This is a genomic window from Candidatus Laterigemmans baculatus (genome assembly GCF_010367455.1).
In the GTDB taxonomy this organism is placed as follows: Bacteria; Planctomycetota; Planctomycetia; order Pirellulales; family Pirellulaceae; genus Laterigemmans; species Laterigemmans baculatus.
Map to the genome: position 1 here is coordinate 60209 of NZ_WRPR01000055.1, position 14133 is coordinate 74341.

Annotated in this window: 11 protein-coding genes and 1 tRNA gene; 4 read left to right on the top strand and 8 right to left on the bottom strand. The window is 63.7% G+C overall.

Translation table 11 applies throughout. The annotated features are described in order from the left end of the window. Positions 1-4 precede the first annotated feature (4 nt). The 6 genes from nqrF to GNK13_RS12100 form a co-directional block, all read right to left on the bottom strand. Positions 5-1228: an NADH:ubiquinone reductase (Na(+)-transporting) subunit F gene (gene nqrF, locus GNK13_RS12075; RefSeq protein WP_164102781.1), complete on the bottom strand. Its 1224-nt coding sequence runs from the start codon at positions 1226-1228 to the stop codon at positions 5-7. A 60-nt stretch (positions 1229-1288) separates the two neighbouring features. After that, positions 1289-1921, bottom strand: coding sequence for an NADH:ubiquinone reductase (Na(+)-transporting) subunit E (gene nqrE, locus GNK13_RS12080; RefSeq protein WP_164102782.1), 633 nt, complete (start codon positions 1919-1921; stop codon positions 1289-1291). A 66-nt stretch (positions 1922-1987) separates the two neighbouring features. Next, entirely contained in the window at positions 1988-2614 is a 627-nt protein-coding gene (locus tag GNK13_RS12085) for an NADH:ubiquinone reductase (Na(+)-transporting) subunit D (RefSeq protein WP_164102783.1), read from the bottom strand. Continuing rightward, the gene (locus tag GNK13_RS12090; protein WP_164102784.1) at positions 2601-3506 is read right to left on the bottom strand and encodes a Na(+)-translocating NADH-quinone reductase subunit C; all 906 of its coding nucleotides are present in this window, start codon (positions 3504-3506) and stop codon (positions 2601-2603) included. Before GNK13_RS12090 ends, GNK13_RS12085 begins: the two co-directional genes overlap by 14 nt. Beyond that, on the bottom strand, positions 3493-4752 hold the full coding sequence (locus GNK13_RS12095) for an NADH:ubiquinone reductase (Na(+)-transporting) subunit B (RefSeq protein ID WP_164102785.1): 1260 nt from the start codon (positions 4750-4752) through the stop codon (positions 3493-3495). The genes GNK13_RS12090 and GNK13_RS12095 overlap by 14 nt, the downstream gene beginning before the upstream one ends. 50 nt (positions 4753-4802) lie before the next feature. After that, positions 4803-6146: a Na(+)-translocating NADH-quinone reductase subunit A gene (locus tag GNK13_RS12100; RefSeq protein ID WP_164102786.1), complete on the bottom strand. Its 1344-nt coding sequence runs from the start codon at positions 6144-6146 to the stop codon at positions 4803-4805. Positions 6147-7443: 1297 nt separating this feature from the next. On the opposite strand from GNK13_RS12100, the gene rho reads away from it, so the two are divergent. The 4 genes from rho (at position 7444) to GNK13_RS12120 (ending at position 11485) form a co-directional block, all read left to right on the top strand. Continuing rightward, on the top strand, positions 7444-8808 hold the full coding sequence (gene rho, locus GNK13_RS12105; protein WP_164102787.1) for a transcription termination factor Rho: 1365 nt from the start codon (positions 7444-7446) through the stop codon (positions 8806-8808). 69 nt (positions 8809-8877) lie between these two features. Beyond that, positions 8878-8964 (top strand) — tRNA-Ser (locus GNK13_RS12110). Positions 8965-9266: 302 nt separating this feature from the next. Further along, positions 9267-10928: a sigma-54-dependent transcriptional regulator gene (locus GNK13_RS12115; RefSeq protein ID WP_164102788.1), complete on the top strand. Its 1662-nt coding sequence runs from the start codon at positions 9267-9269 to the stop codon at positions 10926-10928. A gap of 302 nt (positions 10929-11230) precedes the next feature. After that, positions 11231-11485: a hypothetical protein gene (locus GNK13_RS12120; RefSeq protein WP_203545360.1), complete on the top strand. Its 255-nt coding sequence runs from the start codon at positions 11231-11233 to the stop codon at positions 11483-11485. Positions 11486-11490: 5 nt separating this feature from the next. Here the strand turns inward: GNK13_RS12120 and GNK13_RS12125 are convergent, their stop codons facing one another. Continuing rightward, entirely contained in the window at positions 11491-11910 is a 420-nt protein-coding gene (locus GNK13_RS12125; RefSeq protein ID WP_164102790.1) for a universal stress protein, read from the bottom strand. A gap of 50 nt (positions 11911-11960) precedes the next feature. Next, positions 11961-13856: a hybrid sensor histidine kinase/response regulator gene (locus GNK13_RS12130; protein WP_164102791.1), complete on the bottom strand. Its 1896-nt coding sequence runs from the start codon at positions 13854-13856 to the stop codon at positions 11961-11963. Positions 13857-14133 lie beyond the last annotated feature (277 nt).

Genomic DNA, 14133 nt, shown 5'->3' on the forward strand with positions numbered 1-14133 from the left:
CGAATCAGCCGCCGAAGTCGTCGTAAGCGATGTTTTCCGGCTCGACGCCAAGATCGTCCAGCATCTTAAAGACGGCCGCATTCATCATCGGCGGTCCGCAAATGTAGTACTCGATGTCTTCCGGCGCCGGGTGGTCTTTGAGGTAGTTCTCGAGCAACACCTGGTGGATGAAGCCCTTGTAGCCCGTCCAGTTGTCTTCCGGCAGCGGCTCGCTGAGCGCGATGTTGAAGGTGAAGTTCGGAAACTCTTTCTCGATTTCGCGGAAGTGATCCACATAGAACAGTTCTCGCGAGCTGCGGCCGCCGTACCAGTACGAGACCTTGCGGTCGGTCTTCATCCGCTTGAACAACTCGAAGATATGGCTCCGCAGCGGAGCCATTCCGGCACCACCACCGATGTAGACCATTTCGGCGTCGGTGTCCTTGATGAAGAATTCGCCGTAAGGGCCGCTGATCGTCGCTTTGTCGCCCGGTTTGAGATTGAAGATATAGCTCGACATCTTCCCGGGCGGAGTTCCCTCGGGCGCCCGCGGCGGCGGGCTGGCGACCCGGACGTTCAGCATGATGATGCCTTTCTCGCCCGGATAGTTGGCCATCGAGTAGGCCCGCGTCACGGGCTCTTCGACGTGCGAGACGTACCGCCACACGTTGAACTTGTCCCAGTCCGGATGGAACCGCTCCTCGATGTCGAAGTTCTTATACTCGACCGTGTGCGGTGGGCACTCGATCTGGATATAGCCGCCTGCCCGGAAGTCGACTTCCTCGCCTTCGGGCAACTCCAGCACCAGTTCCTTGATGAACGTCGCCACGTTGCGATTGCTGCGGACGATGCAGTTCCACTTGCGAGTGTCGAAGGCCTCGGCCGGCACCTCGACCTTCATGTCTTGGCGAACCGCCACCTGGCAGCTGAGCCGCTCGCCCTCGCGGGCTTCCTTCTTGGAGATGTGGCCTTTCTCGGTGGCGAGAATTTCTCCTCCGCCTTCGAGAACCTTGACCCGGCACTGAGCACACGTACCGCCGCCGCCGCAAGCGCTGGATACGAAGATCCCAGCATCGGCCAATGCGCCGAGCAGTTTCCCACCGGCCGGAACGCTGATCTCCTTCTGGCCGTTGATCATGATTTTGACCGGACCGGAAGCGACCAATTGCTTCTTGGCCAGCAGAATAAATGCCACCAAGGCGATGATCACCCCGGTGAACATTAATACGCCGTAGAGGACCGTGTACATGAATGTGTCCGCTAATAAAATTTACGAAGGATACGGAAATCGACCACGCAACGGTCCGCTCTACAGCTGGATGCCGCCGAAGGCCATGAACGCCATCGCCATCAGACCCACGGTGATGAACGTAATCCCCAGCCCCCGCAGCGGAGGCGGGACGTCAGAGTACTTCATCTTTTCCCGGATGCCCGCCAGGGCGGCGATCGCCAGCGCCCAGCCGACGCCCGCGCCGAGTCCGTATACGCAGCTGTTGGTGAAGGTGTAGTCGCGTTCGACCATGAACAGCGAAGCCCCCAAAATCGCGCAGTTCACCGTGATCAGGGGCAAGAAGATCCCCAGGGCGACGTACAGCGGCGGGAAGAAGCGGTCGAGGACCATTTCCAGCACTTGCACCATCGCCGCGATCACGCCGATGTAGCTAATAAAACCGAGAAAACTGAGGTCCAGATTTCCGAGCGTCGACAGGCTGGGGTGGATCCGGCCGGCCCACGCCATCGCTCCGTCGCGGAGAAAGAACTGGTACAGCAGATTGTTCGCGGGCACCGTGATCGCTTGGATCACAATCACCGCGACTCCCAATCCGAGCGCGGTCTTCACATCCTTGGAGATCGCCAAGAACGTGCACATTCCCAAGAAAAACGCCAGGGCGAGATTCTCGATAAAGACCGCGGTAATGAAGATGTTGATATTTTCTTGCATGGCCGTTCAGGCGGGCGTAAGGCGTGTCGGGGGAGAGAATCCAGAGCGCTCACAAAAACGCGAGCCTCACGACTCCTCGAGTTGCTCGGGACGGAAGATTCTCAGAATCCAAATGAAGATCCCGATGATGAAAAACGCGCTCGGGGGCAACAGCATCAAGTTATTGGGGTTGTACCAACCACCATTGCGATCCAGTTCCATCAGCTGAAAACCGAATACCGAACCGCTACCGCCCAACTCCCGGAAGAAGGCCACGACCATCAGAACCAGGCTATAGCCGAGACCGTTGCCGATCCCGTCCATGAAGCTGATCCCGACGCCGTTCTTCATCGCAAAGCCTTCGGCCCGGCCCATCACGATACAGTTGGTGATGATCAATCCGACGAACACCGACAATTGCTTGCTGATGTCGTAGACGAATGCCTTGAGGATCTGGTCGACCAGGATCACCAGCGAAGCGATCACCGTCATCTGCACGATGATCCGGATGCTGCTGGGGATGTAGCTGCGGATGGCGCTGACCGCCGCATTGCTGCAGGCGACGACCGCGATCACCGCGATACACATCACGCCCGCGGTGCTCATCTTGCTCGTCACCGCCAGGGCCGAGCAAATCCCCAGGATCTGCAGGGCGATCGGATTGTTCTTGAAGACCGGTCCGAAGAGGACGTCGGCCGTTTTAGTTCTCAGCATCGTTCGGCTCCTCGGTTGCGGCTGGTTCGGCTTGCTCGCTCGTCGCTTCGTTTTCTTCCTCGAGACCGGGACGGGCAGGGAGGCCCATCTCGTCGGCCAGATTCCGCAGGAACGGCCCAAAGCCATCGTCACTGATCCAGTAGCGGACCAGGTTCGAGACCCCGCGGGCGGTGATCGTCGCTCCCGACAGACCGTCGACCATGTACTGATTGCCCTCCGGAGCCACCCCCTTGGCGACTTCGATCGCCGGATTCCCCTCTTCACCGTACAGGTACAGCCCGGTCCACTGCGCCTTCCACATCGGGTTTTCGACTTCCCCGCCAAGACCAGGGGTCTCGGCGTGCTCGTAGAAGGTCAGACCTTGGACGGTTTGCAGGTCGTCGCGGACCGCTAAGTAGCCATACAACGTCGACCACAAACCTTTGCCATAGACCGGCAACACGACCTGCTCAATTTCTCCTGCCTCGTCGCGGACGAAGTAGACCCGAGCGATCCGCTCGCGTTGGCGGAACCCGATGTCATAGGCCGGATCCTCGATCGCGACGGCCAACGAATCCTCTTTCTTCGGGTCTTCCTTCGCCGCTTGTCGCTCGTCGTAGGTCTCGACGTCGATGTCGGTGACGTACTCCCCGGTCTCGAGGTCGACCAACGTCTCATCGATCCGCTTATACAACTCGTTGACCTGGTCGATCGACAATTCCGAGGCCGGTGCGCCGGTTTCGTCATAGGCGATGCCGGTGGCGTCGAGAATGTTCTTCTTGCGATCGAGCGCTCGGTTGGTTTCTTGTCGATCCCGCAGTGCGACCGCGGCGGTGCTCACGCCGAGCGAGCAGACCACGCACAACACCAACGCGACCAAAAACGTATTTCCTAGGGACTCACGCTGGGACATAGCGGGCAACCCTCCGGCGGATATTGGATTGGATGACGAAATAATCAATCAGCGGGGCGAACACGTTGCCGAACAGAATCGCCAGCATCACGCCCTCCGGGAACGCCGGATTCACCACGCGAATCAAGATCGTCATGAAGCCGATCAGGATTCCATAGATCCATTTCCCGGTATTGGTCATCGACGCGCTCACCGGGTCAGTCGCCATGAACACGATGCCAAAAGCCAACCCGCCCACAGCCAGGTGCCAGTGGAAGGGCATCGTGAACATCGCGTTGGTGTCGCTGCCGACGGCGTTCAGGAGCAGCGTCGTCGCGATCACTCCCACGACGACGGCCGACATGATTCGCCACGATCCAACCCCGGTCACGATGAGGATCGCAGCACCAATCAAGCACATCAAAACGCTGGTCTCACCGACGCAGCCTTGAATCGTGCCGAAGAATGCCGAACTCAGGGTGACGGCTCGCTCGCCCCACGGGACAGCCACGCTCGAGAGGGCGTCCATTCCGACCGCCGGATCGGCCACGGCCATCACACCGAGCGGCGTCGCTCCGGCGAAACCGTCGACCGCCGTCCAGATCTGGTCGCCGCTGATCTGAGCCGAGTAGGCGAAGTATAGGAATGCTCGGGCGGTTAACGCGGGGTTCAAGAAGTTTCGGCCGGTCCCCCCAAAGATCTCCTTGCCCACGATCACGCCAAAGGCGATCCCCAGGGCCACTTGCCAGAGCGGAATGTCCGGGGGGAGGATCAACGGATAGAGCAGACCGGTGACCAAAAATCCTTCGTTGATCTCATGACCACGCAGAATGCTGAAGACCATTTCAATATGACCGCCAACGACCATCGTCACGATGTACAGCGGTAAGAAATAGATCGCTCCATAGACAAAATTGTCGATGAAGTTCGTCGGATCATGGCCGAGACCGAGAGCGGCCTGCACCGTGTGATGCCAATCAAACTCAAACGGGGCGTCGACCGCCGCCATTTCGGCGATCGCGGTGTTCGCCTGGTAGCCGACGTTCCACATCCCAAACAGCGTGCAGGGAATCAGAGCGACGACGACCGTGATCATCATCCGCTTGAGATCGATCGAGTCGCGGACGTGCGTCAGACCCTTAGTCGTCTCCCCGGGCGTGTACAGAAACGTATCAAGCGCCTCGTACACCGGGTACAGTTTTTGGAGCTTTCCACCCTTGGCAAAATGAGGATGGACGCGATCCAAAGCATCGCGAAGCGCCTGCATGGTACCAGACTCGCTTTTCCGAAAAATGAATTAGTAAGTTTTTGTTAGGATCAGCCTTCGACTTCGATCTTGCGCAGGTTGTCGCGAAGGATCGAGCCGTATTCATACTTGCCGGGACAGACGAAGGTGCAGAGCGCCAAATCTTCCTCTTCCAATTCGAGCGCCCCGAGCTGTTGGGCCGCGTCGGTGTCGCGAACGATCAGCGCCCGAAGCAGCGGGGTCGGCAGCACGTCGAGCGGCATCACCCGTTCGTAGGTTCCGATCGGGACCATCGCCCGCTCGCTCCCCTCGGTGCTGGTCGTCAGCAAGAACCGCTTGTCGCGCGAGAGCGACGAGGCAAACACGCGGATGATCGAGAACTTGTCAAAGCCGGGCTTCTGCCATCCGAGAAATTCCCGCAGGTGGCCTTCCTTGAGCACCGAGACCTGCTGGGCGTAGCGGCCGAGGTACTGCACCGGCGGGGCGACCGCCCGACCATGCAGGATCGACCCGGAGATGATCCGGTTGTCGTCGACGACCAACTCGTCCTCGGTCAACTGCAGCAGATCGGCGCCGAGCCGGGTCTCGAGCAACCGCGGGGTCTTGACCTGCGGCCCGCCGAGCGCGACGACGCGTCGCGAATCGAGCCGCCCGGTCGAGAACCAGGCCCCGATCGCCGCGACGTCCTGGCTGTTCAGATACCAGACCGTCTTGCCCGGCCCGACCGGCTCGAGGAAGTGGATGTGGGTCCCTGGCAGCCCGGCAGGGTGCGGGCCGGAAAAAGTCTCGAACCGGACGCCGCTGATCCCTTCCCCGGGAAGCGACGCATCGGGAGCCTTGCAGACATAGACCGTGCCGTCGGTCAGCTGCGTCAGCGCCGCCAGCCCCGCGGTGAAGTGGTGTTCGTGGCCGGCGAGGACGATCGTCGGATCGGCGGCCAGAGGATTGGTGTCGATCGCCTGGACGAAGATCGCCTGCGGAACGCTCCCCGGCTTGGGGACCCGCCCGAAAGGACGCGTTCGCAGCGAAGGCCAGAGCCCGATCGAGAGCAGTGAGGTGGTGATCTTTTCCCGGCCGAGCCCCGCGATCTGCCCCTCGCTGTACCGCTCGCCGTCGACCGCCTCGTCGCCCGCGACCTCGATCACCAGCGATTCGAACTTCCGCTTCAGGCCCCGGTTGATCTCGACGACTCGCCCGGCCGCCGGCGCCGTGTACTGCACCCCGGGAGTCTTCTTGTCCTCAAACAGAACCTGACCGAGCTTCACTCGGTCCCCTTCCTGGACCAGCATCGTCGGCTTCATGCCGATGTAGTCGTCACCGACCAGGCCGACGCGGTCGATGTGCCGCGCGACCTCGATGTGCTGCTCGGGCGCTCCGGCTACTGGGATATCCAGCCCTCGCTTGATAACGGTCATGCTTCGTCTGTGCTTCAAAGGTGGGGAAACACCGGCGGCTCTCCCCTCCCCCTGCTCCAAACCCAACCGGGCCCCGGAGCCCACCCGGGACGGCGACTTTGTGAAACTTTTCACAAAGTGCGGTCCGAAAAGAGCCCCGAGTCTTGTGCAGAGCTAGGACCGGGGGGCAGGCGAGGTGGATCGCTGGAGTTGGCTGCCGAGCGTGCGGTGCGTCGGAAGGCGGGGAGCTTCGAAGAACCGAAGCCGGCCGCTTTGCGAGACGAAACCGAGCAATACGTTCGCGCGAGTCAGGGAACGGGGGAGAAAGCCTTCGGCGGCGGCCAACGGGCTGCCGTCTCCGCGACAATATGACAGAACGCCGAGCGGCTCGCAACGCCAGCCGCCGCGCAAACCGCCCGCCACAGCGCAAACCGCCCGCCGCCGCAAATTGCCGGCCTTTGCCAAATCCTCCCCCTCCGGCTGAAACCGCCAGGACCGAAGCCACGGGCCGATTCGAGTCCGCGGGCTGGTCCGTGTCCGCGGGCCGGTTCGAGTGGGCGGGCCGGTTCGAGTGGGCGGGCCGGTTTAGGGGCGGGAGGCTCGCCGAGGCGTGAGCGTCGAGAGTGCGTGGGGGGAGAAGTCTCGCTTGACACGCCCCGAAAGGTGTGTAACATTCCGCATAGTAACTGACCAGTTGCTCGACGCCTGCTTTCGGGTCCTGCTTGCTGCGGGCCCTTTTACGGCAGGGTTGCCATCCAGCGGTCGTGCCTCGCGGTTTTGAACGCCTGGGGTGTGGTGCTGCTTTGCACGCGTGTCGAGCTGCTTTAAATCAACATGGGTTCCCGCCGCAGCGCTCCCTTGCGCCGGTGAAACAGGACCTGCTGAGACGCGTACGACCGAAAGACGCGTCCACGCCCGGGACAAATGGTTGCGGCCTGCAGCCAGGCACTCCGACGCAGTTGAGCTGAGCCCGCGAATGAGTTTCTGGCCGGAGGGTCGGTGGCTGATTCGGTCCGCTCCTCCCCAGTGGCACCTCTCGAGGCGGTTTTTCCTTGAGCGGTATCGAGTGGGGTTGGCGGTCTCGGGGGGCCCTCCGGTGTTGGCTGTGTCAGAGTGCGGGAGACGCACGAGCGGTTGGCTCGGCGTTGAGTGTTCACGTTAGGAACAGTTGGACCGTTGTTGCCGCTCCGTCCGACTGAAGGTTTTGCACTGTGGTTCTGGGAAGCGGCATCTCTCTGTGACAGCGGCCGGTGGGGAATGGAGTGGTAGTTTGCCACCTTTCTTAAGCACCGCACCGGCTCGGACCTTCGGGTGACGAATGGCTAAGAAGAAACGGACTTACCGCGGTCGTGGCGGAAGCGGCAGTGGCGGCGGCGCTCCTGGGTCGAGCAACGGTCAGCCTCAAGGAGGCGGAAAACCGCGGGCACGGCGACGGCGCCGTGGACCCGGTGGCCCCGATGGGCGAGGCCCCGATGGGCGGGGCTCCGAAGGCCGCGGACCGGACGACCGGGGGCCCGAGGGGGCCGAAGACAACACCCCGAGCGATGCTCCGATGGAGGAGTCGCAGGGGATTCTTGAACTGCACCCCAACGGCTACGGTTTTCTCCGCAGCCCGGCCAACAACTATTCCCGCGAGCGGACCGACCCGTTCGTTCCCGGGACGATGATCGACCGCTACGGGCTTCGCCAGGGAGTGATGCTGCGAGCGATGGTCCAGCAGGCTCGCCGCCAGCAAGGCCCGCGGGTCCGCGAGATCTTGGACGTCGACGGGATGCCGCCGGACGATTATCCCTCGGTCAAGAGCTTTGACGAGCTGACGCCGATCAACCCCGAAGAGTGGTTGCGGCTGGAAGTGGGCCGCGAGCCGATCACCAACCGGGTGATCGATCTGCTCGCCCCGCTCGGCAAGGGGCAGCGGGCGCTGATCGTGGCCCCGCCGCGGAGCGGGAAAACGATCATGCTGCAGAACATCAGCCAAGGGATCGCCGAAAACCACCCCGACGTGAAGCTGATCGTGCTGCTGATCGACGAGCGGCCCGAGGAAGTCACCGACATGCGGCGGAGCGTCCGCAACGGCGAGGTGATCGCCAGCAGTCTCGACGAGGATGTCGACAGCCACGTCCGCCTCAGCCAGTTGGTGATCGACCGGGCGCGGCGGCTGGCCGAGATGGGGCAGGACGTGTTCGTGCTGCTCGATTCGATCACCCGCTTGGCCCGCGCCTTCAACAAATGGGTCGGCTCGACCGGTCGCGGGCGAGCGACGATGACCGGCGGGTTGGATATTAAAGCGATGGACATCCCCAAGAAGCTGTTCGCCACCGCGCGGGCGTTCCAGGAAGGGGGCTCGCTGACGATCGTCGGCACGGCGCTGGTCGATACGAACAGCCGCATGGACGAGGCGATCTTCCAGGAGTTCAAAGGGACCGGCAACATGGAGCTGGTCCTCGACCGGCGTCTGGCCGAGCGCCGCGTCTGGCCGGCGATCGACATCTCGCAAAGCGGGACCCGCCGCGAAGAACTGCTCCACGACCCGGAGACCTATGAGGCGGTGACGATGCTCCGGCGGTCGCTGACCAGCATGCATCACATGGAAGCGATGGAGCAGCTGACAAAACAGTTAGGCCGCTTCGACAGCAACGAGGAATTCATTAAACTCATCAGCGGCGCCAAGCTGATGAACTAGAGACCGGCGCCACCCGCGCACTGCTTCCGCTCGACCGAATTCGCCCACGGCACCGCACCGATCTCAAACGCGGAGGGTAAGCGAATTGGTGAGCGGCCTCATTGGAACTGAGGTACCCCGTAAGGGGCTGCGGGTTCGAGTCCCGTGCCCTCCGCCTTTGCCGACGCCGCCGCAGTCGTTGCCTCCGCAGCGCTCTGCGGCGGCGTTTTTTGTTTCGCGACGCGCCGCCGAGTGCGAGCCCCGGCGGCTCTCGGCCGGGCAGCGGGCTGAACGGCTGATCGCTTTTCGGGTGCGCCAGAATGCGCCATCGTGGGGGCGCGAGTCGGGGGGGCGAGGCGCGCTGTTTTGACGCGCTTTCGCCGGATAATCCGGGCGGCATCGGAAATGCCTTGGTCCCCGGAGTGGCTCGTCGGCTTCGCTGTTCCCCCAGCCCACGCGATACGGGTTTTCGTGAGCGTATGTCCAAAGCACCCGCGGATCTCGATTTGCTGTTGGTCGATGACGAAGCCGACTTTTTGGAACCCGCGTTCCGCTTTTTCGAGCGCTGCGGGTACCACGTCGCGGCCGCGACCGACGCGGCCCAGGCGCTCGCGGTGCAGGCGGAGCGGCGATTCGACGTGGCGGTGATCGACCAGCACATGCCGGGAATGGATGGGATCGAGCTGCTGCGGCGGCTGCTCCACGAGGACCCCGAGATGCAGATCATCCTGCTGACCGGCGGCGGGACGATCGCCTCGGCGGTCGAGGCGATCAAGCAGGGAGCGGCGGAGTATCTGACCAAGCCGCTACGGCTCTCGGACCTCGACGTGCTGATCCGCAAAGCGCACAAGTCGGGCCGGTTGCAGCGCGACAACGAGAACCTGCGGCAGGTCCTGGCCCGCTCGCAGCCGCCCGGCTCGATCGTCGGCGAGGCCCCGGCGATGAAGGAGCTGTTCCGCCTGATCGACCGCGTCGCCGGGAGCGACAAGCCGATCCTGATCGAAGGGGAGAGCGGAACCGGCAAGGAGCTCGTCGCCCGCGCCATCCATGCCCAAGGGCCGCTGGCCGACCGCCCGCTGGTCGTGATCAACTGCGCGGCGCTGCCCGAACCGCTGCTCGAAAGTGAGCTGTTCGGTCACGAGAAGGGGGCGTTTACCGGAGCCGTCGCGGCCAAGCCGGGGCTGTTCGAAATCGCCGACGGCGGAACGCTGATGATCGACGAGTTCGGGGAGCTGGCCGGATCGCTGCAGGGCAAGCTGCTGCGAGTGCTCGAAGACGGCTCGATGCGACGCGTCGGTTCGGTCAAGGAGCGACGGGTGAACGTGCGGATCCTGGCGGCGACCAACCGCGACATGGCCAGCGAAGTCCGCGCCGGACGGTTTCGCGAGGATTTATATTATCGCGTCAACGTGCTGACGCTCAGCCTCCCGCCGCTCCGCGAACGCGAGGGGGATGTTCCCTTGCTGGTTCGCCACCTGCTCGGGCCGCACTGGGAGGTCGAGCCGGGAGTGATGGAGCTGCTCGAGGCCTATCCCTGGCCCGGCAACGTCCGCCAGCTTCAAAACGCAATTGAGCGGGCAAAGATCCTGGCCGACGACCGCGTCATCCGCCGCCACAACCTGCCCCCAGAGCTGCAGCGGACCTGGCTCGCCGCGGGGGGGGCATTCGGTGCGGGAGCGGGCACTCGAGCGGCGGACACGCGCGTGGCGGGCAACTCAGCTTCGGACGCTCTCGGCGGTGGCGCTCTCGGTCCGAGCGGCCAAACCTCCGCCGCGCCGCAGGAGAGCGATCTGCGGAGCGAGTTTGAAGGGGCCGCTCCGGCGATCGACGGCGGCGGCTCGGGCCTCAATGGAGCGGCGATGTCCAGCGGAGCCGGGATGTCCAGCGGAGCCGGAATGTCCAGTGGAGCCGGGATGTCTGGTGGAGGGGGACCTCCCGCAGGGCCCGCTGGGCCGGGAGCGGCGGCGACGCCGGGAGCGCCGATCGATCTCGAGTCGCTCAGCCGCACGCATGTCCTGGCCGTGCTCGATCGCAATCGCGGCAACAAAGCCAAGGCGGCGCGGCAGCTCGGGATCGGTCGCCGCACGCTCTACCGGATGCTGGAGAAGTATGGCTACTGCGGGACCGAGAGCCAACGCTGACAGCACCCCTTGCGCTCCCTTGTGCCAATGCCGCACAGCAGGTGGATTCAGAACGCACCACCGAGCGGCGCGGCGGTCGGCGGCGATGCGGAAAAACCCGAGGAAAATTTTTTTTCCGCTCGCGGCATTCCAGATGCGATGTACCGCACGCAGCCCCAGCCGGGGTCCCGCCCAACAGCATGCACGCTGCCATCTTCCGGAACGGAGTCTCCGCCATCATTCACCGCCCTCATAGGCCACCCATGCACGAATGCTGCCCCCCTTCGGCCCGCCGCGATCGGTTTCCCACAGGAGACGAGACGGTGGACGGTTCAGCCGCGAGGAATCAGGTAACTCGGGAAACCATTCGGACTTACTTTGCGGAGAAATGCCGGACTTGTGGACGTCCGCTGCGCTTGCTCATGTCGCTGCTCGGCCAGCGGGTGACGTGCCCCCACTGTGCCGCTCCGTTCGTGGCTTGCGGGGTCGACAGCGACCTGGGGCGCTTGCCACGACGCTCGAATCTCGACCGCGCCGCGCAGCTGCTCGCCGAGATCCCCACCCCCCTGCCCCGCTGATCGGATTACTTGACGAGCAGCACGTCGCAGCGGGCGAGCAGGCCGAGCTTCCAGCTGAGGCTGGCCAGCCCTTTACGCGGCTCCTCCGGAGTGAGGGCTGGCGAACGCACGATCATCAGCTCGATCTCGCGGTCGACCGTGTACTCGAGAATCTTGTCGCCCCGGCTCCCATAGCTCGTCATGAATTCGACGCGGTGCCCTTGGCTGCGAAGCTGGGCGGCGGCTGCGGAGAGTTTTTCCTGGGAAGCCTCGGTGAACCGGCGGTAGAACTCCGGATCGTCCTCGAACTCGACGCCGGCAATCGTCTCGACGACGTGCAGCAAGTGGAGCTCGCCGCTGGAGGCGCGGGCGAGCTCCGACGCCCGCCGGAGCACCGCAGCATTGTGATCGGTCAGATCGAGCGGGAGCAGGATCCTCGCATACATGGCGAACCCTCGGGCGGTGGTTGGGTGGTTGCGCTGGGACCGAGTGGACTTCAAGACGCGGACCGTTCGGGCACGGTCGGCAGCACGATGACGATCTCCGCGCCGGGACCGTCGCGATCGGCGACGTGGACGTGGCCTCCGTGGGCGAGCACGAGGCGTTTGACGATCGCCATACCGAGCCCAGTCCCTTTGGTCTTGGTGGTAAAGAAGGCTTCAAAAATCCGCTCCCGCTGCTCCCGGTTCATGCCCGGTCCCTCGTCGCAAATCGAGATCGCCACCCCCGGCCGATCGCCGATCGTGGCCGGGGAGCCGTGGAGGCGGATCACGCCGCCCGCGGAGGAGACTTGGTGGGCGTTCTCAAAAATGTTGAGAAAAATTTGTTCCAGACGGCGGCGATCGCCCGGACAGTGGAATCCGTCGCTCATCCCGTGTTCGGCCAGCTCGACGCTTTTTTGCGGGTGCGTCTCGACGACGTGATTCCACGAAGTCCGCCAGACCTGGCGGAGATCGACCGTTTGAACGTTGAGCTTGATCGGAGCGGCGTACTCGCGGACTTCCTCGTACAGCTCCTGAAGCCGGTCTTGGGCTTTGAGCACGCGGCCGACCAGATCGATCGCATCGGGCTGTTTCTCCACTTCCAGGCTCAACAGCTCCAGGCATGCGCGACTCCGCTGGAGAGCATTGCGGCTTTCGTGGGCGAGGCCCGCAATGGTTTCACCGATCGCCGCAAGTCGCTCGGTTTGCAGCAACCGTTGCTCGGCCCGCTTGCGTTCGGTGACGTCGCGGAGGGAGATCACGTGCAGTCCGGGCAGGAAGTTGGCCGCCGCCCGATACTCGATATTCTGCGGCCGTCCGGCTGGATCGACGCCGTGGCATTCCCCGGTCAGCTGGCCGCGGGCGAGCTGCGTTTGCCAGGGCACCGGAGCGCCTTCGCCATCGTCGCAGGGGAGCATGTCGTTCAGCAGTGTTTGCTTCAATGCCTGGGCGGGCCGTGCGAGGGTGCTGCAGGCGGCGGGGTTGGCATCGACGATCCGGCTTTCGTCATCCATCACGATCAGGCCATCCATCGAGTTGTCGAAGATCGCCCGAAATCGTCTCTCGCTCTCCTCGAGCGCCTCCGCTGCCTGGCGGCGTTCGGTGACGTCGAGGAAGGCACCCACGGCACCGCGCGGCTTTCCGTATTCGTCGTACAGCGGGCTCGAGTAGCACAGCAGGTGGACCGGTGGCTGGTCCGGTCGGATCAGATCCATCTCACGGCCCTGAATCACCCTTCCCTGCATCGCCGACTGTTGGACCGGGAGCTGGTCGGCGGGAATCCGAACACCGCCAGAGGAAAAGTAGTAGTCGGGCCGCCCTTCGATTTCGACGCTCAACGAAGCGTTGGTTTCTTGCGGGATGTTGAGCATCCGGGCGAACGATTCGCTAACGTGGATGAACTGGCAATCGGGATCATCGGCGATGGCGATCGCGAACTCGCTCGGGAACACGTGGAGCAAGGTCTCGAATTCGCTTTGGCGACGGCTCAGGTCGCGACTCAGCCGCGCGATCTCGGCCGCATTCGCTTGGGCGTTGCGGATCCTCGCTAGGGTCGCCCGCAGGGCGTCGGAGTTGAGCGGCTTGAGAATGTAGTCCGAGGCCCCATGGCGCAGCGCCTGCACGACGCCATCGAGGTCCGCGTGCCCCGTGATGATCACGATCGCCGCGTCGGGGGCCAAGCCACGGATCTCGGTCAGCGACTCGATCGACTGGCCGTCGGGGAGGCTGCGGTCGAGGATGATCGTGTCGTACGACCCGCCCCGCAGCCGCTTGAGCGCTTCGGCGATGCTGCAGGCAAGGCTGGAGGAGTAGCCATCGAGTTCGAGGATGTCGGCGATATTGGCCGCGGCATCTGGATCGTCCTCGACGATCAAGACCTGCCAATCGGCGGGGCGCTGCGTCTCGCTCATCGATTCTCGCGGAGCATATCTGTGTCCGGTGCCAGCGGCTCGCAGTGTCTCTTGAGCCGGAGGCGCTAGCGTCGGGCCTCGCAGCCCCGAGAATGGTCGCTGCAGCACCCGCGGCTAGCGCCGTCGGCTCAGGGTTCTCAGTCTTTTGAGCCGAAGGCGCTAGCCTCGGGCCTCGCAGCCCCGAAATGGTCGCTGCAGCACCCGCGGCTAGCGCCGTCGGCTCAGGGTTTTCAGTCTTTTGAGCCGAAGGCGCTAGCCTCGGGCCTCGCAGCCCCGA

Bases quoted from the DNA above. Each gene is read 5' to 3' on its own strand.
- GNK13_RS12090 (WP_164102784.1), bottom strand. From the start codon at position 3,506: ATGTCCCAGCGTGAGTCCCTAGGAAATACGTTTTTGGTCGCGTTGGTG.
- GNK13_RS12115 (WP_164102788.1), top strand. From the start codon at position 9,267: ATGTCCAAAGCACCCGCGGATCTCGATTTGCTGTTGGTCGATGACGAA.
- GNK13_RS12085 (WP_164102783.1), bottom strand. From the start codon at position 2,614: ATGCTGAGAACTAAAACGGCCGACGTCCTCTTCGGACCGGTCTTCAAG.
- nqrF (WP_164102781.1), bottom strand. From the start codon at position 1,228: ATGTACACGGTCCTCTACGGCGTATTAATGTTCACCGGGGTGATCATC.
- GNK13_RS12095 (WP_164102785.1), bottom strand. From the start codon at position 4,752: ATGCAGGCGCTTCGCGATGCTTTGGATCGCGTCCATCCTCATTTTGCC.
- GNK13_RS12130 (WP_164102791.1), bottom strand. From the start codon at position 13,856: ATGAGCGAGACGCAGCGCCCCGCCGATTGGCAGGTCTTGATCGTCGAG.
- GNK13_RS12100 (WP_164102786.1), bottom strand. From the start codon at position 6,146: ATGACCGTTATCAAGCGAGGGCTGGATATCCCAGTAGCCGGAGCGCCC.
- rho (WP_164102787.1), top strand. From the start codon at position 7,444: ATGGCTAAGAAGAAACGGACTTACCGCGGTCGTGGCGGAAGCGGCAGT.
- GNK13_RS12125 (WP_164102790.1), bottom strand. From the start codon at position 11,910: ATGTATGCGAGGATCCTGCTCCCGCTCGATCTGACCGATCACAATGCT.
- nqrE (WP_164102782.1), bottom strand. From the start codon at position 1,921: ATGCAAGAAAATATCAACATCTTCATTACCGCGGTCTTTATCGAGAAT.